Origin of the sequence: Allobosea caraganae, from assembly GCF_003351345.1 — a bacterium.
GTDB lineage: Bacteria > Pseudomonadota > Alphaproteobacteria > Rhizobiales > Beijerinckiaceae > Allobosea > Allobosea caraganae.
Window position 1 is genome coordinate 52,633 of the sequence record NZ_QQTO01000037.1, and the last position, 23,826, is coordinate 76,458.

The window sequence follows — 23,826 nt, forward strand, 5'->3', positions numbered from 1 at the left end:
CACAAGGGGGAGGGGCTTCCGCTCCAGCTTTTCGAAGCTTCAAATGAAATAACCTGGGTTCTGCGCCTGCATGATCACGAGTTCCGGCAGCAGCATGCCGAGATGCGTGCGCATCGCCGCCTCCGCCGCCTTGCCGTCGCGCCGGCGCATCGCGTCGAGGATGACGAGGTGCTCGTGGATGACCTTCTCCATCCGGCCCGGCACCGGCAGGGTCATGCGCCGGCAGCGGTCGATCTGACTCTTGGCCGCATGCGCGATGCGCCAGACGCCGGGATAGCCGGCAATGCCCGCGATCGTTTCGTGAAAGGCCTCGTCGGCAAGGTGGAACGCGCCCTGGTCGCCGGCCTCCTGCGCCTCGTGCAGCCGCGCAATCGTCGCGTCGAGGCCTGCGATCTCGGCCGCGCTCGCGCGCTGCGTTGCAAGCTCCACCGCCGCCCCTTCCAGCGCCTGCCGGATGAACACCGCCTCCGGGATCGCCGCGGCGGGAATGCGCGCCACGAAGGTGCCGGATTGCGGGAATATCTCGACGAGCCCCTCCTCCTTGAGCCGGATCAGGGCCTCGCGCACCGGCGTACGGCTGATGCCGAAGCGCGCCGTCAGCTCCTTCTCGACCAGCGGCATGCCCGGCCTGAGCTCCATGGCGAGAATGGCGCGCCTGAGCTCGTCCTGCACGAAGGAGGAGGCAGTCGCGCGGCCGGCCGGCGCCTGCGCGAACGGCAGGGAGCGCCGCTCGCGCCGTTGCCCCTCCCCGCTATCGTCCCGCGCAGCTATAGCCATCGCCTCGTCTATTCTCGCCGGTCAAGGCGCGACCGGGCGGCACCATGGCTATCACGCCCCGCCTTGCCTTACTAGTATATTAGTATATTGATCAGCCTGTCTGCCGGCCCCGGGCCGGCCATCCTTTGATCGGGACCTGAATCCGATGCTGCTCCACGATGATCGCCTCTTCCCCGCGGACCCGGTGACGCGCGGCATCGCCCGCCGGCTCTACGCCACCACCCGCGACCTGCCGATCATCTCGCCGCACGGCCACACCGACCCGCGCTGGTATGCCGAGGACAAGGCCTTTCCCGATCCGGCGACGCTGCTGGTCAAGCCGGACCACTACATCTTCCGCATGCTCTACTCGCAGGGCATCAGGCTTGAGCAGCTCGGCATTCCCCGCAAGGACGGCGCCGAGGTCGAAAGCGATCCGCGCGCGATCTGGCGGCTCTTCGCCAAGCACTGGTACCTGTTCCGCGGCACGCCGACCCGGCTCTGGTTCGAGCACGCGCTCTCGAACGTTTTCGGCATCAACGAGCGGCTCTCGCCCGAGAACGCCGACAAGATCTACGACCGTATCGCCGAGAAGCTGGAGACGCCGGAGCTGCGCCCGCGCGCGCTGTTCGAGCACTTCAAGATCGAGGCGATCTCGACCACCGAGGGCGCGCTCGACGACCTGAAATGGCACGACATGATGCGCTCCTCCGGCTGGACCGGGAAGGTCGTCACCGCCTACAGGCCCGACAGCGTGCTCGACCCCGAGTTCGAGGGCTTCGCCGGCAATCTCGAGCAGTTCGGCGATCTGACCGGCGAGGATGTTGCGACCTGGACCGGCTATCTCGCCGCCCACCGCCAGCGCCGGGCCTATTTCATCGAGCGCGGCGCGACCTCCTCCGACCACGGCCACCCCACCGCCCGCACGGCCAATCTCACCCAGGCCGAATGCGAAAAGCTCTTCGCCAAGATCCTGAAGGGCAAGTTCTCGGCCGAGGAGGCCGACCTCTTCCGCGGCCAGATGCTGACCGAGATGGCCAAGATGAGCCTCGACGACGGGCTCGTGCTGCAGATCCATCCCGGCTCCAGCCGCAACCACAACCCCTATCTGTTCGAGACCTTCGGCCGCGACATGGGCTCCGACATCCCGCGTCAGACCGACTATGTCTCGGCCCTGAAGCCGCTGCTCGACGCTGTCGGCAACGAGCCGAACCTGACCGTGATCGCCTTCACGCTCGACGAGACCAGCTATTCGCGCGAGCTCGCCCCGCTCGCCGGCCATTACCCCGCGCTCAGGCTCGGGCCGGGCTGGTGGTTCCTCGACGCCCCCGAAGCGATGCTGCGCTTCCGCGAGCTGACGACCGAGACGGCCGGCTTCTACAACACGGTCGGCTTCAACGACGACACCCGCGCCTATCTCTCGATCCCGGCCCGCCACGACGTCGCCCGCCGCTGCGACTGCGCCTACCTCGCCAAGCTCGTCGCCGAGCACCGGCTCGACGAGGACGAGGCGGCCGAGGTCGCCTACGATCTCGCCTATCGCCTGGCCAAGGAAGCCTATCGCCTATGAGTTTCGCCTCGTCATTGCGCGCTCAGCGCGGCAATGACGATGATGCCACCGCCCAACGATGCCGGCTCCGGCCGGCATTGCCGCTTTCCTGCCGGTGGCCTATGTCCCCGGCCGTCCCTCTCTCGCCGAGCGTGTGCCCGTGACCAGATTGTCCTCCAAGAGCCTCGCCGGCCTGCCCGCCTCTGTCCGCCGCCCCGGCTATGACCGCGCCGCGCTGAAGCCCGGCATCGTCCATCTCGGCCTCGGCGCCTTCGCCCGCGCCCATCTCGCCGAGTACACCGACGACGCGCTGGAGCACGCGTTCGGCGCCTGGGGCATCGTCGGCGCCAGCCTGCAGCGGCCCGACCAGCGCGACAGGCTGAAGCCCCAGGATGGGCTCTACACCTTCCTGAAGCGCGCGCCCGAAGGCCCGGAACTGCGCGTCATCGGCTCGGTGCTGGACGTGCTCGTCGCGCCGGAAAGCCCTGCGGCCCTGATCGCCCGGCTCGCCGCCGCCGAGACCAGGATCGTCTCGCTGACCGTGACCGAAAAGGGCTATTGCCACGATCCGGCGACCGGCAAGCTCAAGGAGAGCCATCCGGACATCGTCCACGACCTCGAGCATCCCAATGCGCCGCGCTCGGCCGTCGGCCTGCTCGTCGCCGCCCTGCGCGTCCGCATGGCCGAGGGGCTCGCGCCCTTCACGGCAATGAGCTGCGACAACCTCCCGCATAACGGCAAGGTCCTGGCCGGGCTCGTCCGCGACTTCGCGGCGCTCCGCGACGACAAGCTCGCCGCCTGGATCCAGGCCAACGGCGCCTTCCCGGCGACGATGGTCGACCGCATCGTGCCCGCCACCACCGATGCCGATATCGCCGAGGTCGCCGCCCTGCTCGGCGCGGAGGATGCCGCCCCGGTCATCGGCGAGCCCTTCCGGCAATGGGCGATCCAGGACGTCTTCGTCTCCGGCCGGCCGGACTGGCAGGTCGCGGGCGCGCAGATGGTCTCGGAGGTCGCGCCCTTCGAGTTCATGAAGCTGCGCATGCTCAACGGCGCCCATTCCTGCCTTGCCTATCTCGGCTACCTCGCCGGCCATGAGACGGTGGCGCAGGCCAGCGCCGACCCGGTCCTCGCCCGCGTGCTCGAGGGCCTCTGGGCCGAGGTCATCCCGACCGTGCCGGCGCCCGAGGGCGTCGACCTGGCCGAATACGGCCGCGCGCTGCTCGCCCGCTTCCGCAATCCGGCGATCCGCCACCGCACCTGGCAGATCGCCATGGACGGCTCGCAAAAGCTGCCGCAGCGCCTGCTCGGCACCATCCGCGACCGGCTCAAGGCCGGCGCCCCGATCGACCATCTCGCGCTCGCCGTCGCCGCCTGGATGCGCTACGTCACCGGCACAGACGAGACGGGCGCCACGATCGACGTGCGCGACCCGCTCGCGGCCGAGTTCGCCCGCATCTCGGCCTCCGCCGGCCGCAACGCCCAGGCGCTGAGCCAGGGCCTGATCGGCATCGAGGCGATCTTCGGCACCGACCTGCCGCGCGAGGCGGCCTTCACCTCGGCCGTCGCCCGCCAGCTCGACAGCCTGTTCGCCAAGGGCGCCAAGGCAACGGCAGCGGCCGTGCGGGGTTGAGGTAGAGCGCGGGGAACCCCTCTCCTGTAAGGAGAGGGGCAGGGGTGAGGTGTCGGCCAGACATCGTTGGCCTGAACCCGGCTGCGGTTAGCTTTCCACTTTGCTGGTCAAGGGGCCTACCCCTCACCCTGCCCTCTCCCTCCGGGAGAGGGTTCCCCGCGCGAAACCTCTTGATCATGCAGGGCCTCTCCCGCCAGATGCGGCCATGAAGCGCCTCGCCTTCCTTGTCGGTACATTCTGCCTTGGCATTGTCCTGGCCAACGCAGCCGCGGCCCAATCCTCCGTCGCCGTCCCGAATTTCTGGGACCCGCGCATCCGGCTCGACAAGCCGGAAGCCGGCCCGCCGCGCGTCGTGCGCTTCCTCACCGATGACGACTACCCGCCGCTGCACTTCGCCGGACCCGACGGCACGCTGACCGGGTTTTCGGTCGAGTTGGCGCGGGCGGTCTGCGAGAAGCTGATGTGGACCTGCACGGTCCAGGCCCGCCGCTTCGACACGCTGCTCGATTCGCTCGCCGAGGCGCGCGGCGACGTGCTGGCGGCCGCGATGAGCGTGTCGCCGCAGATCCGCACCCGCTTCGCCGCCAGCCATCTCTATTTCCGCTCGCCCGCCCGCTTCGTCACCACGCGCGGCAATGCCCGCGCCGATCTGGACGGCGCCGCCCTGCGCGGCAAGCGCGTCGCGGTGGTCGGCAGCAGCGCGCATCAGGCCTTCCTCGAGCGGCTGATGCCCTTCGTGCAGCGCCGCGAAGTGCCGGACCTCAACGCGGCCGTCGCGGCCCTGCGCAGCGGCGACGCGGAATATGTCTTCGGCGACGGCGTCGCGCTGTCGCTGCTGCTCGCCGGCCGCAGCGGCAATGAACTCGCCTTCAGCGGCGGTCCCTATCTCGAAAGCCGCTATTTCGGCGAGGGCGTCAGCTTCCTGATGCGCAAGGACGACGCCGCGCTGGTGCGCTCGATCGACTACGCCCTCCAGACCCTCTGGGACGACGGCACCTATGCGCGGCTCTACCTGCGCTTCTTCCCGGTGAGCCCGTTCTAACGCGCTTCCGGTCCCATGCTGAGAGCGGCGCTTCGACGTCTGCGGCGATGGATCGAAAGTCGTAAGACGCTGCCACACTGGCAACCGCAGGTTGGCGGAACGAACACTATTACGTGATTGTTGCGCTAGAAAACGTGTTGAAATTATTGGCTTTTCTGCGTTGTCAACTGGCATAACATATACCAACATGGACTTAAGCGGGGCGACTAAAAACCGCGATAGAACGTGTAGGGATAGGAAATGACCACAGCGCTCGAGGCCGGGGAACCCGGCCAACGCGTCAGCGATGCCTATCGTTGGACGCAATTGCTCGTCGGCGTCATCTGCATGGTGATGATCGCCAACCTCCAGTACGGCTGGACCTTCTTCGTCCCCGACATCCAGCAGAAGTTCGGCTGGGACCGCGCCGCGATCCAATGGGCCTTCACGCTGTTCGTCCTGTTCGAGACCTGGCTGGTCCCGATCGAGGGCTGGTTCGTCGATCAGTACGGCCCCCGGCTGGTGGTGATCTTCGGCGGCCTGCTCTGCGGCGCCGGCTGGCTGCTCAACGGCTACGCCAGATCGCTCAACATGCTCTATGTCGGCCAGATCATCGCCGGCATCGGCGCCGGCGCGGTCTACGGCACCTGCGTCGCCAACGCGCTGAAATGGTTCCCCGACAAGCGCGGCCTCGCCGCCGGCATCACCGCGGCGGGCTTCGGCGCAGGCTCTGCGCTCACCGTCGCCCCGATCCAGTCGATGATCGCAAACTCGGGCTATCAGGCTGCCTTCATCAATTTCGGCATCGGCCAGGCCGTGATCATCTGCGCCATGGCGGTGTTCCTGCTTGCGCCGAAGCGCGGTCAGGTCCCTCCGCCCGCCAGCAGCACCGCCAACGTGCAGAGCCGGCGCGACTATGCTCCGGGCGAGGTGCTGCGCCAGCCGATCTTCTGGCTGATGTACGCCATGTTCGTCGCCGTCGGCGCCGGCGGCCTGATGATCACCGCCAACCTCAAGCCGATCGCCACCGACCTCCACATCGACACCATCAGCGTCACCATGGTCGGCCTCACGATGACCACCGTGACCTTCGCCGCGACCCTCGACCGCATCCTGAACGGCCTGACCCGCCCCTTCTTCGGCTGGGTCTCCGACAAGATCGGCCGCGAGCACACGATGTTCATCGCCTTCGGCCTCGAAGGCCTCGGCATCTTCCTGCTCTACCTCTGGGGCTCCGATCCGTTCTGGTTCGTGCTGCTCTCGGGCTGCGTCTTCTTCGCCTGGGGCGAGATCTACTCGCTCTTCCCGGCGACCTGCACCGACACCTTCGGCTCCAAGTTCGCCGCGACCAATGCCGGCCTGCTCTACACCGCCAAGGGCACGGCCGCGCTGCTGGTGCCGCTGGCGAACTACCTGCAGGAAGCCGAGCATTCCTGGGACGGCGTCTTCCTGATCGCGGCCGGCGCCAATATCGCCGCCTCGCTCCTCGCCATCCTCGTGCTCAAGCCCTGGCGCCGCAGCGTCGTCGCAAGAGCCCAGCGCGAGACGCAAGTCGTCGCGCCGAGCCACCACGGCGTTCCCGCCGAATAAGGCGCGCCCACGGACAACCCTCTGCCTGCCGCCTACCTCGCGCCTCCGACGCCAACGCGCCGGAGGCGCTTGTCATTCAGGCGCCGACATCGCGCTCGCCAATGTCCTCGGCGAAGCGCAGCAGATAGCCATCCGGGTCCTGCACCAGGAATTCGCGCGAGCCGCCTTCGCGATCCGCCCCGGTCCGGTACCAGGCCTCATAGGGCTCGCGGTAGAGTGGCCAGCCGATCTCGGCCAGCGCCGCGAGGATCGGTTGAAGGCTCGTCGCCTTGAACTGGAAGTTGATGCCGCGCCCGAAGGGTCGCTCCAGCGGCGCGACCTCCCAATGGCCGTTGATCTGGCAGAGCATGACCTGCGCCCGCTCGCGCTGGAGATAGGCGAATTTCGCCGCCGGCCGGTCATAGGCGATCTCGAAGCCGAGCCGCTCGCACCAGAAGGCGACGCTCGCGTCGATATCGGTGACGTCCAGCTCTGGCACCAGCGCATTGAAGCCGCCTTCCGGCAGCGAGCCGCGGCTGGAGGAGCTGTTTCTCTCGGCGGAGGTCGACATGGCATGGCTCCCGACATTGGACCTGCCTGATAGGGGCTCACGCGCCGACCGCCTAGGGCGGCGCAGCCACAGCTAACCCAAACTCCCGGCGAAACGGAGGGCTGGGTTCCGTCTAAGAGCACCGCCCCACTCCGTCATGCTCGCCCTTGTGGCGAGCATCCACATCTTGAACGGCTGTCATCAGCGAAGACGTGGATGGGTCGGGACAAGCCCGACCATGACGGGAGAGGCCAGACTTGGCGGGACGACGCGACCGGGGCGTCGCTAACCGGCCGGCAGCCGCTCGCGCACGATCGCTGCATGGAAGCCCATGCCATGCGGCAGGGCCGCGTCGTTGAAGTCGAAGCTGGAATTGTGCAGCGGCATCGAATGCTCGCCATTGCCGATATAGACGAAGCAGCCCGGCACATGGTCGAGGAAGCGAGCGAAGTCCTCCGACGCCGTCACCGGCTCACGCTCGGCCCGGATCGCCTCGGGCGGAAACACCTTGGCCGCGGCCGCGAGCGCATGGCGCGTCAGCTCGGCATCGTTCACCAGCGGCACGAATTCGCGCGTGTAGGTCACCTCGGCCGCGCACTGATAGCTCAGCGCCACGCCCTCGGCGATGAGCCGCATCTGCCGCTCGATCTCGGCGCTGACCTCGGCCTTGAAGCTGCGGCAATCGCCCAGCACCCGCGCCATGCCCGGCAGGGCGTTGCGCGTGCCGTCGGTGAGCAGCTCCGTCACCGAGACCACGGCGATGTCTGTCGGGCTGATCCGCCGGGCCACGATGGTCTGCAGGTCCATCACCAGCGCGCAGGCCGCGACCAGCACCTCGCGCGTCGCCTGCGGTCGTGCGGCATGGCCGCCGAGGCCCTGCAGCGCGATCTCGAAATTATCCTCCGCCGACATGAACTGGCCCGGCGCGGTCTCGAAATGCCCGACCGGCACGCCCGGCATGTTGTGCAGGCCATAGATCTCGTCGAAGGGAAAGCGCTGCATCAGCCCATCATCCAACATCGCGAGCGCGCCCCGGCCCCATTCCTCGGCCGGCTGGAACAGGAAGCGCACGGTGCCGTCGAAGCCACCCTCCTCAGCGAGCAGTCTGGCCGCGCCGAGCAGCATCGCGGTATGGCCGTCATGACCGCAGGCATGCATCACGCCGGGGTTGCGCGAGCGATAGGGCAGCTCGCCCTGCTCGGCGATGCGCAGCGCATCCATGTCGGCCCGCAGCGCGATGGCGCGGTTGCTGCTGCCGCGCTTCAACGTGCCGACAACGCCGGTGCTGCCAACGCCCTCCGCCACCTCCAGCCCGAATTCGCGCAGCTTCGCCGCGACGAAGGCTGCGGTCTCTTTCTCCTCGAAGCCGAATTCGGGGTTGGCGTGGAGATGCCGGCGCCACTGGCGCATTTCTTCGTGCAGGGCGTCGAGATTCATTGGCTTCCTCCAGTCTCCAGCGCCGTCTCGCTCACGATGATCAGGACGCGGCTCTCAGATGTCAGCCCGAGCCGCTGCCGAAGCTCGGGCGAACAGGCGGCAATCATCAGCCCTGCAAGGCCGGTTGCACCGGACGTCGTTGTCGCCGGGCCTCCGGCCATGGCGAGTTGCGCGACGGCTTCGGCAAGCGCAACCTCCGAAACATCGATCGCCTCTGCCCCAACCGCCTGAAGCTGCCGCAGGGCCGGCGCACTCGCCTCGCCGCAAGCCAGCATCCCGGCCGAGGTATCGAGCTTTCCGGCAATCCTGACGACAGCGCCTTCCGCAAACGCCGCCGCGACGCAGGGCGCTTCGGTAGGCTCGACCACCACGATTTTCGCCGGCGCCGCCAGCCAGTCCGAGAGCCCGGCAGCCATCGCCGCGGCAAGGCCGCCCACACCCGCCTGAATGAACAGATGCGTCGGCCGCAGGGAGCCACCAGCCTCGACCTGCCGCCGGATTTCGGCAGCCATCACGCCATAGCCCGCCACGATATCGGCAACCGGCTGGTCATCGGGATCGGCGGAGGTATCCGCGACCAGAATGCCCTCGCCGGCCCTCGCCGCGGCGGCAGCTTGGTCAACCGCATCGTCATAGGTACCCTCGACCCAGACGATCTCGGCACCCTCAGCCTCGATGCGCCGGACCCTCGCCTTCGGCACGCCGGGATAGAGATAGATCCGCGCCGGCCCACCGGCGAATTTCGCCGCCGCAGCGACCGCAAGGCCGTGATTGCCGGCGCTGGCGGTGATCAGCGCCGACAGCGCCCGGCCCCGCTGTGTCGGATCGAGCAAGTCGTCGACGCTCACGCCGGTCGCGCGCGCCAGCGCCATCAAACCGGCATAGGTGCCGCCGAGCGACTTGAAGCTGCCGAGCGCCCGCTGCGCCTCGTTCTTGACCAGCACCTGCGCAACGCCGAACTCGCTCGCGAGCTTAGGCAATTCGAGCAGCGGCGTCTGCGCGTAGAGCGGCGACAGCCGCAGCAGCAGCGCGGCGATCCGCTCGGGAGAATCATTGGGTTGGGAGACCATCGACATGAGGCAAAGCGTGCCTCAGATCGCCTGCCGGTTGACGCCTATTTCGATCGCCTGCCCGCTTGTTTCCGTCATATGATCGCAAACGATGACGAAAACCGCCGCACTCGATCGCTTCGACCACGCCCTGCTCGCGCTGGTCCAGCAGGACAACCAGACGCCGGCCCGGCTGCTGGCCGAGCAGGTCGGCCTCTCCGAGAGCGCCGTGCTGCGGCGCCTGCGCCGGCTGCGCGCTGAGGGCGTGATTATCGCCGACAAGGCGGTGGTGCGCCCCGCCGCGCTCGGCCTGCCGCTGACCTTGCACGTGCTGGTCTCGCTGGAGCGCGAAAGCGCCGCCGAGCTCGACGCCTTCATCCGCAAGACCCGCTCGCGTCCCGAGGTCCGGCAGGCCTGGTACGTCACCGGAGAAACCGATTTCGTCCTGCTGCTGCAGCTGCCGGACATGGAGGCCTATGACCGCTTCGCCCGCGAGGTTTTTCACGACGATCCTAACGTGAAGGCCTTTCGCACCATCGTGGCGATGCGCGAGATCGTCGGCCCGGCCGATGCCAGGCCGCTGGCGGCGATGGCGTGATGCTGCTCCCAACGCAATCCTGCCTCATCCCTCGCCAAGATTGACGCAGGTAGTGCCGATCTGCGAAAGCCGATCCTCCAATTCTTGCGTAACCCCCGAGGACCTGTAGTCAAATGCCCGCTTTCGATCCCGCGCTCGTGGACGCCGCCCAGCGTTCGGCCGCCTGGCCGTTCGAGGAAGCACGCAAGCTCGTGGCCCGGATCGAGAAATCGGGAAAGAAGGAGGTCCTGTTCGAGACCGGCTACGGCCCCTCCGGCTTGCCGCATATCGGCACCTTCGGCGAGGTCGCGCGCACCTCGATGGTCCGCCACGCGTTTCGCGTGCTGACCGGCGACGCCATCCCGACCCGGCTGATCGCCTTCTCGGACGATCTCGACGGGCTGCGCAAGGTGCCCGACAACGTCCCGAACAAGGCGCTGCTGCAAAAGCACCTTGGCCAGCCGCTGACCGAGGTGCCGGACCCGTTCGGCACGCATGACTCGTTCGGCCGGCATAATAACGCCCGCCTGCGCGCCTTCCTCGACCAGTTCGGCTTCGACTACGAGTTCAAGTCCTCGACCGACAGCTACCGCGCCGGCGAGTTCGACGCGACCCTGCTCAAGGTCCTCGCCCGCTACGATGCGGTGATGAAGATCATGCTGCCGACGCTGCGCGAGGAGCGGGCCGCGACCTATTCGCCCTTCCTGCCGATCCACCCCAGAACGCGCATCGTCATGCAGGTGCCGCTCGAGGGGCGCGACGTCGAGAAGGGCACGATCACCTGGAGCGATCCCGACACTGGCGAGCGCTTCGAGACGCCGGTCACCGGCGGCAACGTCAAGCTGCAATGGAAGCCCGACTGGGCGATGCGCTGGGTCGCGCTCGGCATCGACTACGAGATGGCCGGCAAGGACCTGATCGACTCCGTCAAGGTCTCCTCGGCGATCGCGCGCGCGCTCGATGCCCAGCCGCCGGAGGGCTTCAACTACGAGCTCTTCCTCGACGAGCAGGGCCAGAAGATCTCGAAGTCGAAGGGCAACGGCCTGACCATCGAGGACTGGCTGTCCTACGGCCCGCCGGAGAGCCTGGCGCTCTACATGTTCTCGCGGCCGCGCGAGGCCAAGAAGCTGCATTTCGACGTCATCCCGCGCGCCATCGACGAGTACCTGCAATTCCTCGGCGGCTACGAGCGCCAGGACTGGAAGAACCGCCTCGGCAACCCGGTCTGGCACATTCATGACGGCGAGCCGCCGCAGCCGGAGGTGATCGCCACCGGCGAGGGCGACAACGCCGCCAGGACACAAGTTACCTTCGGCCTGCTGATGAACCTCGTCGCCGTGGCGAATTCCGAGGACAAGTCCGTGCTCTGGGGCTTCCTGCAGCGCTACGCGCCCGGCATCTCGCCGGCGACCCATCCGCGCCTCGACGCGCTGGTCGGCTACGCCATCGCCTATTTCCGCGACTTCGTGAAGCCGGCCAAGACCTACCGCGCGCCCGACGAGGTCGAGCGCGCCGCCTTCGCCGCCCTCGACGCTGCGCTTGCCGCGTTGCCGGCCGGCGCGACGCCCGAGATGGTTCAGGACACGGCGCTCGACGTCGCCCGTGCCATTCCGCGCTACCAGAACCTGACGGCGAAGAACGCGACGCCCGAGCGTCCCGGCGTCACCGGCGAGTGGTGGAAGGCGATCTACCAGGTCCTGTTCGGCGAGGACCAAGGCCCGCGCTTCGGCTCCTTCGCCGCGATCTACGGCATCGCCAACACCCGCAAGCTGATCGCCAAGGCGCTGGACGGCGAGCTGATCAGCGAGCACGAGGCCTTCCTCGCCGCCCGCGAGCCGGTCGACGCATGAGCGATCAGGCGCCGGCGGCGGAGGCGGTCGAACAGGCCATCCGCAGCCGCCGCGCCGTGCGCGCCTTCCTGCCCGATCCGGTCGATCCGGCGCTGGTCCGGCGCCTGCTGGAGCTTGCCGCCCAGGCGCCAAGCGGCACCAACATGCAGCCCTGGAAGGTGCGCGTGCTGGGACCGCAGAGCCGCGAGCGGCTGGAGAGCGCGCTGATCGAGGCACTCGACGATCCGGAGTTCAAGCCGGAGGAAGAGTACCGCTACTATCCAAAGACCTTCGCCGAGCCTTATCTCTCGCGCCGTCGCAAGGTCGGCTGGGACCTTTACGGCCTGCTCGGCGTCGTGAAGGGCGATCGCGAAGGCGCCAGGCGCCATGTCGCCTATAACCTGCGTTTCTTCGGCGCGCCGGTCGCGCTGATGGTGACGATCGACCGCTCGCTCGAGATCGGCTCCTGGCTCGATCTCGGCATGTTCCTGCAGAACCTGCTGATCGCGGCGCAGGGCCACGGGCTCGACAGCTGCCCGCAGGCGATCTTCGCCCAGTTCCACCCGGTGGTGCGCGAGGTTCTGGCGATTCCGGAGGAAGAGATCGTCGTCTGCGGCATCGCGCTCGGCCATGCCGATTGGAGCGCGCCGGCCAACCGGCTCGTGCCGGAGCGCGAGCCGGTCGAGAGCTTCACGACCTGGCTGGACTAGGTTCTAAACCAACGAATCGATGGGTCGCCAACGGGTCGAAAGCGAACGCTTACTCGCCGTTCTCGAACTCGTCCGATCTTCTTGTGCCACCCAGGAAGTCCGGCCTCAAATCAGGGTGAGCGCGGTAGATCAATTCCAGCACGCCACTATCGAGCTCTGCGCATGCGCGTCCCAGCGCTCGGTCTAATGCTTTGGATTGTTCGCGCTCGATGTGGCCTCTCACTTCGTTCCCTGCGAGAAATAGGTATCGCAGCGCGAGATTAATCCTCTTGTCGAATTCGACGGCCGTTTCTCTGTCGATCGCTGACAAGCTCGCCCCCTTTGCACGCTCATGGGTCAAGATAACTAGATAAGCAGCTTTCGCTACGGAGCGGCAGTAGACAATGCGCTGCCCGGACAATCCACGTCGGGCGCGGAATCCGGGATGACGACGCGTTGTTCTCTCAAGCTGCGGAATACTTCAGAGCAGCAGGCGGACCTGCTGCTCCAATTCGTGCCCGTGCAGCACAGCGCCAATCCCCAGCGCCGCCGGCGCGCTCTTCCTGAACAGCTTCAGCACCGGCGAGACGCCGTAATGCAGCACCAGGATCGTCGCCGCGCCGACCGCGAGCCCAACCACCGCCGAGAGCGCCGCCGTCACCAGCCACTCGACCAGCCCGCTCAGTAGCGACACCGCATGGCCGACCGCGACCGCCCAGTCATGGATCAGGTGGCCGAGCCAGCCGAAGCCATAGCCCTCGAAACCGTGGATGATGATGCCGCCGCCGACCCAGAGCATCGCGGCAGTGCCAACTCCGCTCAGGATGGTGAGGAAGGGCGGCATGCCGGCCACGAGCCCGCGCCCGAACAGCTTGGTCAGCGGGCTGAGCATCCGGTCCAGGCTGCGCGGATCGGCGCCGAGCGCGGCCAGCGCCTTGCTGCGGCCAAGATAGAAGAAGGTCGTCATCGGCCGCTCGTTATTGGCGAGCGCGACGCCGGCATCGTCGGCCTTCACGATCAGCGCGACGATGCCATAGACGAAGGCGGTCATGCCGATGCCGACGATGGCGAGCACCAGGGCCTGCGTCCAGAACGACGAGGCCGAGACGCTGGCGAGCGTGATCGCCATGATCTCGGCCGAGAGGATGAAGTCGGTCTTCACGGCGCCCGAGATCTTCTCCTCCTCCAGCGCCTTCGGATCGTCGGCGAGGCCAGGCGCGTCCTCGTCATGGTGCTCGTGATGCGGCAGGAAGCGCTCCAGCACCTTCTCGGCGCCCTCGTAGCAGAGGTAGACGCCGCCGATCATCAGGAGCGGCGTGATCGCCCAGGGCGCGATCAGGGTCAGGGCGAGCGAGCCCGGCAGCAGGAAGAGCAGCTTGTTCTTGAGCGAGCCGAGCGCGATCCGGCCGATGATCGGCAGTTCCCGCTCCGCCGCGAAGCCGACGGCATAGCGCGGCGTCACCGCGGCATCGTCGATGACGATGCCGGCCGCCTTGGCCCCGGCCTTCGTGGCTTGCGCAGCGGCATCGTCGAGCGAAGCCGCCGCCACCTTGGCGAGGGCCGCAATGTCGTCAAGCAGAGCAAACAGACCGGAACTCACGAACGCACCTCCTGGCTGGGATCGAACCGCCTCAGCAAAGCGGGCGCAGGTTGCCAGCAGATGACAGGCAAAGCCAGCCGGCACCACGCCGCATGATTGCGGCGCGGCAACGGCACGACGTCAGCCGTCGCGAGGCCGGAAACTATCCCTGATTGATCTCGAACAGCCCGGCGCAGCCCATGCCGCCGGCGACGCACATGGTGACGACCGCATAGCGCGCCTTGCGGCGGCGGCCCTCCAGCAGCGCATGGCCGACGAGCCGCGCCCCGCTCATGCCGAACGGATGGCCGATCGCGATCGCGCCGCCATTGACGTTGACCTTCTCGGGGTCGATGCCGAGCGTGTCGCGGCAATAGAGCGACTGCGAGGCAAAGGCCTCGTTCAGCTCCCAGAGGTCGATGTCTGCGACCGTGAGGCCGTTGCGCTGAAGCAGCCGCGGCACGGCGAAGACCGGGCCAATGCCCATCTCGTCCGGCTCGCAGCCCGCCGCCGCGAAGCCGCGGAAGGTGCCGAGCGGCGAAAGGCCGCGCCTGGCCGCCTCGTCCGCCGCCATCACCACGCAGGCCGCAGCGCCGTCCGAGAGCTGGCTGGCATTGCCGGCGGTGATGAACTTGTCCTCGCCGCGTACCGGCTTGAGCTTGAGCAGCGCCTCCAGCGTGGTGTCGGGCCGATTGCCTTCGTCCCTGGCGAGTGTGACCTGCTCCTGCCGCGTCTCGCCGGTCACCTTGTCGGTGACGGCCATGACCGCGCTCATCGGCACGATCTCGTCGTCGAACAGCCGGCGCTGCTGCGCCGAGGCCGTGCGCCGCTGGCTCTCCAGCGAGAATTCGTCCTGCGCCTCGCGCGAGATGCCGTAGCGCTCGGCGACGTTGTCGGCGGTCTCGATCATGCTCGTGTAGATCGACGGCTTGTGCTGCATCAGCCAGTCGTTCTGGGTCAGGTCGCGCCGCACCACCGGCTGCACCAGGCTGATCGACTCGACGCCGCCGCCGACCGCGACCGGCACGCCGTCCATCGCCACGCGCCGCGCCGCGTGCGCGATCGCCTCCAGGCCCGAGGCGCAGAAGCGGCTGACCGTGACGCCGGCGGACCCGACCGGCAGCCCCGCCACCAGCGCCGAATGGCGCGCGACATTGCCGCCCGTCGCCGCCTCCGGATAGCCGCAGCCGAGCACGACCTCCTCGATCTCGGCCGGGTCGAGCTTGATCCGCTCATAGGCCGCCCTGATCGCATGGGCGGCGAGATCGGCGCCGCGCGTCTGGTTGAAGGCGCCGCGATGAGCTTTGCCGATCGGCGTGCGGGCGGTGGAGACGATGACGGCTTCGGTCATGAGCGCTTGTCCCTGCGGCAGCTTATTGAATGTCAGATATCATATATAAACCGGCCCGCCCCGAAGGAACAGGCGATGCCGCTTATGCGGCCCTGGCTTTGAGGTCGGCGAAGCCTTTGCCTTCGGCCGCGAGCCGGCGCAAGAGCGGCGCGGGTTGGAGCGTGGCATCGCCACTCTCGGCCGCCTGCGCCTCCAGCCGTTTCACGATGACGTCGAGCCCGACCGTATCGGCCCAATGCATCGGCCCGCCGCGCCAGGCCGGCCAATTGTAGCCGTTGAGCCAGACCGTATCGATATCGCCCGGCCTGGCCGCGATGCCCTCTTCGAGGATACCAGCACCCTCGTTGACCATCGGGTCCATCAGCCGCGCCACGATCTCGTCCGAGGTGAACGAGCGTCGCGTCACGCCTTTTTCGGCTGAGATGCGCTCGATCAGCGCCTCGACCTCGGGGTCGCGTTGCCCGGTCCGCGCACCTTCGGGATAGAGGTAGTAGCCCTTGCCGGTCTTCTGGCCGAAGCGCCCGGCCTCGCAAAGCGCATCGGCCACGGCGGCCTTGGTGCCGAGCGACTTGCGCGTGCGCCAGCCGATATCGCCGCCGGCGAGGTCGGACATGGCGAAGGGGCCCATCTTGAAGCCGAAGCCGGTCACGGCGGCATCGACCTCATGCGGCAGGGCGCCGGCGATCAGGAGACGCTCGGCGGCGCGGGTGCGCTGCGCCAGCATGCGGTTGCCGACGAAGCCGAAGCAGTTGCCGACCACGACCGGCACCTTGCCGAGCTTGCGCCCGAGCGCGAGCGCGGTCGCGACGACATCACCTGCCGTCCCAGTCGGCCGCACGATCTCCAGCAGCTTCATCACGTTGGCCGGGCTGAAGAAATGCAGGCCGACGACGTCCTGAGGCCGCGCGGTCGCGGCCGCGATCGTTGCGACATCGAGATAGGAGGTGTTGGTCGCCAGGATCGCGCCCGGCTTCATCACCTTGTCGAGCTCGCCAAAGATCTGCCGCTTGACGCCCATCTCCTCGAACGCCGCCTCGACCACGATATCGGCATTGCCCGCCGCCGCGAGCCCCACCGCGGGCGTGATCAGCGCCATGCGCTCGTCGCGCGCAGCCTCGCTCATCGAGCCGCGCTTGACCGAGAAGCCATAGGTGTCGCGGACGCGGGCATGGCCCTTGTCGATCAGCTCCTGCGTCGTCTCGATCAGCGTCACCGGGATCCCGGCATTGGCGAAGCACATGGCAATGCCGCCGCCCATCGTGCCGGCGCCGATCACTGCCGCCTGCGCCAGCGGGCGCGGCTTCACGCCCGCATCGATGCCGGGCACATGCGTCGCCTCGCGCTCCGCGAAGAAGGCATAGCGCAGCGCCTTGGAGCGCTCGTCGGCGAGCAGCCTGACGAACAGCGCCCGTTCCGCCGCGAGGCCCTCGGGAAAGGGCAAGGTGAAGGCGCCGCGCACCGCCTCGATCAGCGCCATCGCATTGGGCATATCGCCGGACTTGGCCGTAGCATCCTTGGCCAGCGCCTCGAACGCCTCGCGATCAGCGTCCGTGAGCTTGTCCGTCCACTCGCTCGTCCGCGCCGGCACGCCCTGGGCCGCAAGCTCCTGCGCCTTGGCGACAGCCGCCTCGATCAGGTCGCCGCTGACGAGCTCGACCAGCCCAAGTGCCGCGCCCTTCTCGGCCGAGATCGGCTCGCCTGTAAGCATCATCGGAAAGGCCTTCGCCGCACCGATCAGCCGCGGCAGGCGCTGCGTGCCGCCGGCGCCGGGAATGATGCCGAGCTTGATTTCGGGCAGGCCGAGCTTGGCCGCAGGCGCAGCCAGCCGAGCATGGCAGGCAAGCGCGACTTCGAGCCCGCCACCCAGCGCCACGCCCTGGATCGCCGCGACGACCGGCTTCGGGCAGGCCTCGATCAGGTTCAGCACCTCCGGCAGCAGCGGCTCGACCGGCGGCTTGCCGAACTCGCTGATATCGGCGCCGGCGATGAAGGCGCGGCCAGCGGCGGCGATGACCAGCGCTTCGACCTTCGGATCAGCCGCGATCGCCTGGACCGTCTCCACCAGCGCGGCGCGGAGCGCGGCGCTCAGCGCGTTCACCGGCGGGTTGTCGATCGTCGCGATCGCGACGGCGCCGCGCTGCGACAGCCGAACGGTCTCCATGGGCATCGTCCTCGATATCAACCAGTGACCGGCTAGGAAGGCCGCAGCCTCCATCCTGTCAAGGCGCTCAGCCGCGAGGGCGTTGCACCCCGCAACCAGAAGCCTTGCCGCGACGGCACAGATGCCGGGCGCGACGCGGCGGGCGCATCCGCGCGAGATGGCAAGCGCGAAGTTCGATCTTGCCTCGGGCCGGTTTCATGATGCTTCTGGCATCAAGAATAGTTCAGCCAAGGACAATCACAGCATGACCACCGTTCTGACCGAGACTGCCGCGCCCGGCGTCACCCAGATCACGATCAACCGGCCGGACCGCCGCAACGCGCTCGATGCCGCGACCTATGCCGGGCTGATCGAGGCGCTGAAGGCTGCCGATGCCGATCCGTCGGTCAAGGCCATCGTGCTGACCGGCGCGGCCGGCTGCTTCTCCAGCGGCGCCGACATCAAGAGCTTCCAGGCCTCGTCCGGCGACGGGCCGAGCATCGCCATCACCTTCCTGAACACGATCTCGACCACGGCCAAGCCGATCGTCGCCGCGGTAGAGGGCTATGCCGTCGGCATCGGCACGACGATGCTGCTGCATTGCGACCTCGCCTATGCCGGGCGCGGCGCGACCTTCCGCGTGCCCTTCGTCGCGCTCGGGCTCTGCCCGGAGGGCGCGTCGAGCTACCTGCTGCCGCTGATCGCCGGCACCAAGCGCGCCGCCGAGTTGCTGATGCTGGGCGAGCCCTTCGGCCCCGAGCAGGCGCTGGAGGCCGGCATCGTCAACGCCGTCACCGAGGAGGGCGGCGCACTCGTCAAGGCGCTGGAGCGGGCGAGCGCGCTGGCCGCCCTGCCGCCGCAGTCGGTGGCGCTGACCAAGATGCTGCTCAAGCGCGGCAATGCCGCGACCGTGGCGGAGACGATCGCAGTCGAGGCCAAGCACTTCGCCGAGCGCCGCCTCTCGGACGAGGCGCAGGCCATCTTCGCCGCCTTCCTCAACAAACGCTGAGATAAGAGCCGCCCCCTTCGCGGAAGATGGAGAGACACGGCGCTCGCCAGCGCTTCCACCGTCATTGCGAGCGTAGCGAAGCAATCCAGGGGGCTCGCTCTACGTCCCCCTGGATTGCTTCGTCGCTGCGCTCCTCGCAATGACGGCCTTGCCGGGAAACTGCCCTACGCCGCCGCCACCCGCTGCCCGCGCAGCTTCTGCATCGTCCAGCTGAACACCGGCCAGAGCAGCGCGGCAAAGGTCATCGCCGCCAGCACCGAGGAGACCGGCCGGCTGAAGAACGGCAGGACCGAGCCGTCCGACTTGATCAGCGAGGTCACGAAGCTCTGCTCCACCATCGTGCCCATGACGATGCCGAGCACCAGCGCCGCGACCGGATAGCCGTTCTTCTCCATCACGAAGCCGAACAGGCCGAACAGCGCGACGCACCAGACCGCGAACAGGTTGTTGCCCGCCGTGGCGAAGGCACCGACCGCGCAGAAGATCATGATCACCGGCATCACCGCCGAGCGCGGCGCGCCGACGACGCGGCTCGCCAGCCGGATCATGACGATGCCGAGCGGGATCATGATGATGTTGCCGAGGATGAAGATGATGTAGAGCGCGTACATGCTCGATGCCTGTTCGCTGAACAGGGTCGGGCCGGGGTTGAGCCCCTTCATGTAGAGCACGCCGATCGCGATCGCAGTGATCGTGTCGCCGGGGATGCCGAAGAGCAGCGCCGGCACCCAGCCCGAGGCGAGCGAGGCATTGTTCGAGGCGCCAGCCTCGATCAGCCCTTCCGGATGGCCGGTGCCGAACTTCTCCGGCGTCTTCGAGAAGCGCTTCGACATCGCGTAGCTGACCCAGGCCGCCATGTCGGCGCCGGCGCCCGGCAGCACGCCGATGATGATGCCGACGATGTTCCCGCGCACCTGCTGCTTCGGATATTGCTTGGTGAGCTCGATCTGGCCCTTGAGGATGCTGCCGAGCCTGCGGTGCTCCAGCTTCGGCGGCTCGCGCTCGGTCAGGGCCCGCATCACCTCGGCCAGCGCGAACACGCCGACGAGAGCCGGGATCGGCTCGATGCCGCCGAGAAGATCGGTCGTGCCGAAGGTGAAGCGTGCCACGCCGCCGGGATTGTCGATGCCGATGCAGGTGATCAGCAGCCCGAGCAGCATCGAGGCGATCGCCTTGATCGGCGAGGAGCGCGCCACCAGCGTCGCGCACATCAGGCCGAGCATGGCCAGCCAGAAGTTCTCATAGGTCGAGAACGAGAGCGCGAACTCGGCCAGGACCGGCGCCAGGATCATCAGCGACAAGGTGCCGGCGATGCCGCCGAGCGCCGAGAACCAGAGGCAGATGCCGAGCGCCGTCTCGGCCTGGCCCTTGCGGGTCATCGCATAGGCTTCGTCGGTATAGGCGGCCGAGGCCGGCGTGCCGGGAATGCGCAGCAGGCAGCCCGGGATGTCGCCGGAGAAGATCGCCATCGCCGACGCCGTGATGATCGTCGCCACAGCCGCGATCGGCGAGAGGTAGAAGGTGACGGGCACGAGCAGCGCGGTGGCCATCGTGGCGGAGAGGCCGGGCAGCGAGCCGACGACGAGGCCGTAGATCGCCGAGGCGAAGATGGCGATGAGGACGTCCGGGGCGAAGACGAGGCCGAAGGCCTGGATGATCGTGTTCATCGGCTCACCACGGGAACGGCAGCAGGCCGTCGGGCAAAGGCACCCGCAGCAGCTTCAGGAAGATCAGGTTGATGACGAAGGGCGCGATGAGCGCGAGCGGCACCGAGAGCTTGGGCTTGGCGCCGAAGGCGGTCGAGGCGACCAGCACCATGATCGCCGCCGTCGGCAGGAAGCCGAGCGGTTCCGAGGCGAGAGCGTAGAACATCAGCAGGGCCGGCGGCAGCAAAGCGAGCCAGGAGCGCCAGGCCGGCAGCGGCGCGAACTCCTCAGGCGCCGAGTGGCTGACCACGTCGGCCTCGGCGACCTCCTCGAAATGGCGGCCGATGCCGAGCACGATCAGCGCGCCGCAAACCAGCAGCCCGGTGCCGACGACCATCGGGAAAGCGGAAGGACCGACCTGCTGGCCAGGCACCGGCGGCAGTTTCGACCCGTAGAAAAATGCTGCGGCCCCGAGCATCGCAATGGCGGAACCGGAGATGCGATCGGCGAGTGGCGTCACGGCAAGCTCTCTTAGTGCATAGAAAACGAAGATGACCCGCTTCCCGTCATCCCGGGCGACCGCAGGTCGGCCCGGGATCCATCGTAGAGCTCCGGAGCTTTATGATGGATCCCGGAGCGGCGCCGCTTCGCGGCTTGTCCGGGATGACCGGGGGCGGGGTGGACAAGGCGGGGTACCTCGCCTTGTCATGGGCGAACCGGATCAGGCCTTGGCGAGGCCGGCGGCCTTCATCGCGGAGGCCATGGCCTTGTCGCCCTCGTCCATGAACTTTCCGAAATCAGCCCGGTCGGCGTATTTCATGCCGAAGCCGCGCGAATTCATGAAGTCCTGGTAGTCTTTCGACTCGAAGGCCTTCTTCAGCGAGCCCGCGAGCTTGGCCTGGATATCGGCCGGCAGGCCCTTCGGGCCGGCGATGCCGCGCCAGGCGCCGACCGAGTAGTGGATGCCGAGCGACTCGTTCAGCGTCGGCACCTCCTTGAACTGCGGGTTGCGCTCCGTCGCCATGATGGCGAGCGACTTCGCCTTGCCCGCGTCGATCATGGCGCGCGCCTCGGGCACCGAGCAGGTGACGATGTCGATGCCGCCGGCCGCGAGGTCCTGCATGCCGGGAGCAGCGCCGTTCGACGGCACCCAGGCGACATGGTCCGGCTTCAGGCCCATGGCGACGAGCCAGCCGACCAGCGCGAGGTGCCAGATGCCGCCCTGGCCGGTGCCGGACGCCTTGAGCTTGCCGGGAGGCGCGGCCTTGATCGCAGCGGCCAGCGCCTTGATGTCCTTGTGCGGGCTCGAAGACGAGACCTGCACGCCCGGCGGGTCCTCGTTCATCAGCGCCAGCGGCACGTAGCTCGCCGGCGTCAGGTCGGTGAGGCCCTGATGATGCATCATCGAGATCTCGACCGTCAGCATGCCGATATTGTAGCCGTCCGGCGCCGCGGTCGCGATGGCCGAGTGGCCGACCACGCCCGAGCCGCCGGTGCGGTTGACGACGTTGACCGGCTGGCCAAGGTCCTTCTCGAGCAGCTGCGCGACGATGCGCGCCGTCGCGTCAGTGCCGCCGCCCGCGCCCCAGGGGCAAACCATGGTCAGGGGGCGGGACGGATATTGCGCCTGGCCGAGGGCCGGCTTGGCGATGAGTCCGGCAGCGCCGGCCGCAGCCGCGCCCTTCAGGACGTTACGTCGGGTGATGATTCCAGACATTCTTGCATACCTCCCGGATAAATCGATTTAGGTACGGGAGCTTCTCCGCTTCTGGCGGGGCGCCCTTGTGGTCCGGCGCTATCTGAACCGATTGTCGTTGCAGAGACAACTGCGCTTTTGGGCTTAGCTCACAGCGTGCATACAATTTGCAGCACGGCCTTGCCGGCCTTGTCGACGACTGCGCCGGTGCTGAGCTCGACGGCAGCCGCGGCCGTCGGCAGCGTCACGCCGGCCTTGCTCAGGAAGGGCCCGATCGCCGCGCCATCGGCGACGGCATAGGCGCGCTGCGGCGCGACGCCCGCGACCAGGAACTTGTCCGAAGGGTCGGCGGTCACCAGCCCGGCGAGCCTGCCCTGCCGGTCGAAGGCCGGGCTGCCGACCTGACCCGGCTGCAGCGGCGCGAACACGGCCGCGCCCGAGCCGACCTTCACGCCCTGCCCCGGCAGCGCCATTGCCGCGCGCTGGCCGCCAGTATTGCCGTAGGCGACGAGCACGAGCCCGGCCTGCTCGCCCAGCGCCTCGCCGCGCAGGCCCGGCGCAGCTCCGGAGATGCCGTCCACATCCAGCAGCGCCAGCCCGCTCGCATCGTCCTTGGCGCGCAGCTTCGCGGCGCGCCCGCCGACCCTGAGCGCCTTGCATGGGTCGATCGCGGCCGTCGCGGTCAGCACCAGCCTGTCGCCGACGATCAGCCCGGCGCCGTAACGCTCGGTCGCACGGGCCACGGGCGGTGGAACAGCGGGTTGAGAACCCGGCGCGGGCGTCGCTCCGGAAGCGCTGGCGACAGCCGGGGCAGCCGCCGGCATCGGGCCGGTCGGGAAGGGCTCGAAGCTCGCGGCGATGGCGATGACCATCGGATCGACCACCGGCGTCAGCGCCTTGTCGTAGCCGATCGAGAAGCCGCGCAGCCCGGCCGGGCCGGAGGAAAGCCGGCGATAGAACTTGCCGGTCGCGGTCTCGCCGGTGATGACGAAGAAATCCGGCCGCAGCAGCTTGTAGGTGATCTTGCGGCCCTGCACCACGGCGCTGGTCGCCCGCTCGAACAGGATGTCGAGGGTGTCGCCACCGGGCGGCGTCGTGCTGGTGTCGAGCGTGACGCGGCCATCCTCGCTCTGCCAGCGCCCGCCATTAGGCGAGACGTCGCGCTTCGGCAAGAGCTTGCTGGGGATGCCGATTCGCGCGCCGGTGCGCTCGTCGGCGATCAGCCGGAAGCCGGCGGCATCGCGCGCCGCCGCGGCGCGCTGCGCCAGGGCCCGGCGCTCGACCGGATTGAGGATGCCGTCCGGCGCACCGCGCGTCGCCGCCTTGATCGTGTTGATGCCGCGGAAGGTGAGCGGCCCGAACGAGCCGCTCACCGCGCCATTGAAGGCCCCGGCCCAGATCAGGTCGGTCTGGATCGCCCGGCGCTCGGCCTCGGGCAGCGCATCGAACGCCGACTGTGCCGCGACCATCTGCGGGTTCGGCGCGGGTGCGGCCGGAGCCGGAGCCTGCGCGGCGGCAGAGAGCAGGCTCGCGACAAGCAGCGGCATGGCCAGTCCAAAGCCGGCAAACCACATCGGCCCGCGGCGCGAACGGAAACTGAGCGCATTCGCCATTTGTCTTCTCCGGCCCGGCAAAAGATCGTCCTAAAACGGGTCGCCGCATTGAGCGTCAACTGCGCCGCCTCTGCAACTGCGCAGACGTAAACAACTGTGATGACGCGCACACAACGTCCGATACCGACCTTTC

Annotated in this window: 20 protein-coding genes; 8 read left to right on the top strand and 12 right to left on the bottom strand. The window is 68.2% G+C overall.

Going from position 1 to position 23,826, the window contains the following annotated elements; all coding sequences use genetic code 11:
* Window positions 1-39: 39 nt before the first annotated feature.
* Complete coding sequence (locus tag DWF00_RS24825; RefSeq protein ID WP_114831612.1) at window positions 40-777, bottom strand: GntR family transcriptional regulator; 738 nt, start codon at window positions 775-777, stop codon at window positions 40-42.
* Window positions 778-922: 145 nt separating this feature from the next.
* On the opposite strand from DWF00_RS24825, the gene uxaC reads away from it, so the two are divergent.
* The 4 genes from uxaC to oxlT all read left to right on the top strand — a co-directional run bounded on the left by uxaC (window position 923) and on the right by oxlT (window position 6,549).
* Window positions 923-2,326, top strand: coding sequence for a glucuronate isomerase (uxaC, locus tag DWF00_RS24830; protein WP_114831611.1), 1,404 nt, complete (start codon window positions 923-925; stop codon window positions 2,324-2,326).
* A 58-nt stretch (window positions 2,327-2,384) separates the two neighbouring features.
* Window positions 2,385-3,938, top strand: coding sequence for a mannitol dehydrogenase family protein (locus DWF00_RS24835; RefSeq protein ID WP_114831610.1), 1,554 nt, complete (start codon window positions 2,385-2,387; stop codon window positions 3,936-3,938).
* A gap of 205 nt (window positions 3,939-4,143) precedes the next feature.
* Complete coding sequence (locus DWF00_RS24840) at window positions 4,144-4,980, top strand: transporter substrate-binding domain-containing protein (RefSeq protein WP_114831609.1); 837 nt, start codon at window positions 4,144-4,146, stop codon at window positions 4,978-4,980.
* Between the two features lie 240 nt (window positions 4,981-5,220).
* Entirely contained in the window at window positions 5,221-6,549 is a 1,329-nt protein-coding gene (gene oxlT, locus DWF00_RS24845; protein WP_114831608.1) for an oxalate/formate MFS antiporter, read from the top strand.
* 76 nt (window positions 6,550-6,625) lie between these two features.
* Here the strand turns inward: oxlT and DWF00_RS24850 are convergent, their stop codons facing one another.
* From DWF00_RS24850 to DWF00_RS24860, 3 genes are all read right to left on the bottom strand, one after another.
* Window positions 6,626-7,099: a bleomycin resistance protein gene (locus DWF00_RS24850; protein ID WP_114831607.1), complete on the bottom strand. Its 474-nt coding sequence runs from the start codon at window positions 7,097-7,099 to the stop codon at window positions 6,626-6,628.
* A 264-nt stretch (window positions 7,100-7,363) separates the two neighbouring features.
* On the bottom strand, window positions 7,364-8,515 hold the full coding sequence (locus DWF00_RS24855) for a M20 aminoacylase family protein (protein WP_114831606.1): 1,152 nt from the start codon (window positions 8,513-8,515) through the stop codon (window positions 7,364-7,366).
* Entirely contained in the window at window positions 8,512-9,591 is a 1,080-nt protein-coding gene (locus DWF00_RS24860) for a pyridoxal-phosphate dependent enzyme (RefSeq protein WP_114831605.1), read from the bottom strand. The genes DWF00_RS24855 and DWF00_RS24860 overlap by 4 nt, the downstream gene beginning before the upstream one ends.
* Before the next feature lie 85 nt (window positions 9,592-9,676).
* Here DWF00_RS24860 and DWF00_RS24865 point away from each other — a divergent pair, with 85 nt between their 5' ends.
* The 3 genes from DWF00_RS24865 (at window position 9,677) to DWF00_RS24875 (ending at window position 12,680) form a co-directional block, all read left to right on the top strand.
* Entirely contained in the window at window positions 9,677-10,162 is a 486-nt protein-coding gene (locus DWF00_RS24865) for an Lrp/AsnC family transcriptional regulator (protein WP_114831604.1), read from the top strand.
* 113 nt (window positions 10,163-10,275) lie between these two features.
* A complete protein-coding gene (locus DWF00_RS24870; RefSeq protein ID WP_114831603.1) occupies window positions 10,276-11,991 on the top strand; it encodes a lysine--tRNA ligase in 1,716 nt (571 codons plus the stop codon).
* Window positions 11,988-12,680 carry a nitroreductase gene (locus tag DWF00_RS24875; protein ID WP_114831602.1) on the top strand — a complete coding sequence of 231 codons (693 nt, stop codon included), beginning with the start codon at window positions 11,988-11,990 and terminating at the stop codon, window positions 12,678-12,680. The genes DWF00_RS24870 and DWF00_RS24875 overlap by 4 nt, the downstream gene beginning before the upstream one ends.
* A gap of 49 nt (window positions 12,681-12,729) precedes the next feature.
* Here DWF00_RS24875 and DWF00_RS24880 read toward each other — a convergent pair whose 3' ends face one another.
* The 4 genes from DWF00_RS24880 to DWF00_RS24895 all read right to left on the bottom strand — a co-directional run bounded on the left by DWF00_RS24880 (window position 12,730) and on the right by DWF00_RS24895 (window position 17,750).
* The gene (locus DWF00_RS24880) at window positions 12,730-12,990 is read right to left on the bottom strand and encodes a hypothetical protein (protein WP_147283795.1); all 261 of its coding nucleotides are present in this window, start codon (window positions 12,988-12,990) and stop codon (window positions 12,730-12,732) included.
* A 150-nt stretch (window positions 12,991-13,140) separates the two neighbouring features.
* On the bottom strand, window positions 13,141-14,259 hold the full coding sequence (locus DWF00_RS24885) for a DUF808 domain-containing protein (RefSeq protein WP_114831600.1): 1,119 nt from the start codon (window positions 14,257-14,259) through the stop codon (window positions 13,141-13,143).
* A gap of 142 nt (window positions 14,260-14,401) precedes the next feature.
* A complete protein-coding gene (locus DWF00_RS24890) occupies window positions 14,402-15,589 on the bottom strand; it encodes an acetyl-CoA C-acyltransferase (protein WP_114831599.1) in 1,188 nt (395 codons plus the stop codon).
* Window positions 15,590-15,671: 82 nt separating this feature from the next.
* Entirely contained in the window at window positions 15,672-17,750 is a 2,079-nt protein-coding gene (locus DWF00_RS24895; protein ID WP_114831598.1) for a 3-hydroxyacyl-CoA dehydrogenase NAD-binding domain-containing protein, read from the bottom strand.
* A 244-nt stretch (window positions 17,751-17,994) separates the two neighbouring features.
* Between DWF00_RS24895 and DWF00_RS24900 the strand changes: the two genes are divergently transcribed.
* The gene (locus tag DWF00_RS24900) at window positions 17,995-18,738 is read left to right on the top strand and encodes an enoyl-CoA hydratase-related protein (protein ID WP_114831655.1); all 744 of its coding nucleotides are present in this window, start codon (window positions 17,995-17,997) and stop codon (window positions 18,736-18,738) included.
* A 164-nt stretch (window positions 18,739-18,902) separates the two neighbouring features.
* Here DWF00_RS24900 and DWF00_RS24905 read toward each other — a convergent pair whose 3' ends face one another.
* The 4 genes from DWF00_RS24905 to DWF00_RS24920 form a co-directional block, all read right to left on the bottom strand.
* Window positions 18,903-20,405, bottom strand: coding sequence for a tripartite tricarboxylate transporter permease (locus DWF00_RS24905; RefSeq protein ID WP_114831597.1), 1,503 nt, complete (start codon window positions 20,403-20,405; stop codon window positions 18,903-18,905).
* Window positions 20,406-20,409: 4 nt separating this feature from the next.
* Complete coding sequence (locus tag DWF00_RS24910; protein WP_245974289.1) at window positions 20,410-20,904, bottom strand: tripartite tricarboxylate transporter TctB family protein; 495 nt, start codon at window positions 20,902-20,904, stop codon at window positions 20,410-20,412.
* A gap of 201 nt (window positions 20,905-21,105) precedes the next feature.
* Window positions 21,106-22,101, bottom strand: a complete 996-nt coding sequence (locus tag DWF00_RS24915; protein ID WP_114831596.1) for a tripartite tricarboxylate transporter substrate binding protein — start codon at window positions 22,099-22,101, stop codon at window positions 21,106-21,108.
* Window positions 22,102-22,229: 128 nt separating this feature from the next.
* Window positions 22,230-23,693: a S1 family peptidase gene (locus DWF00_RS24920; protein ID WP_114831595.1), complete on the bottom strand. Its 1,464-nt coding sequence runs from the start codon at window positions 23,691-23,693 to the stop codon at window positions 22,230-22,232.
* Between the last annotated feature and the right edge of the window lie 133 nt (window positions 23,694-23,826).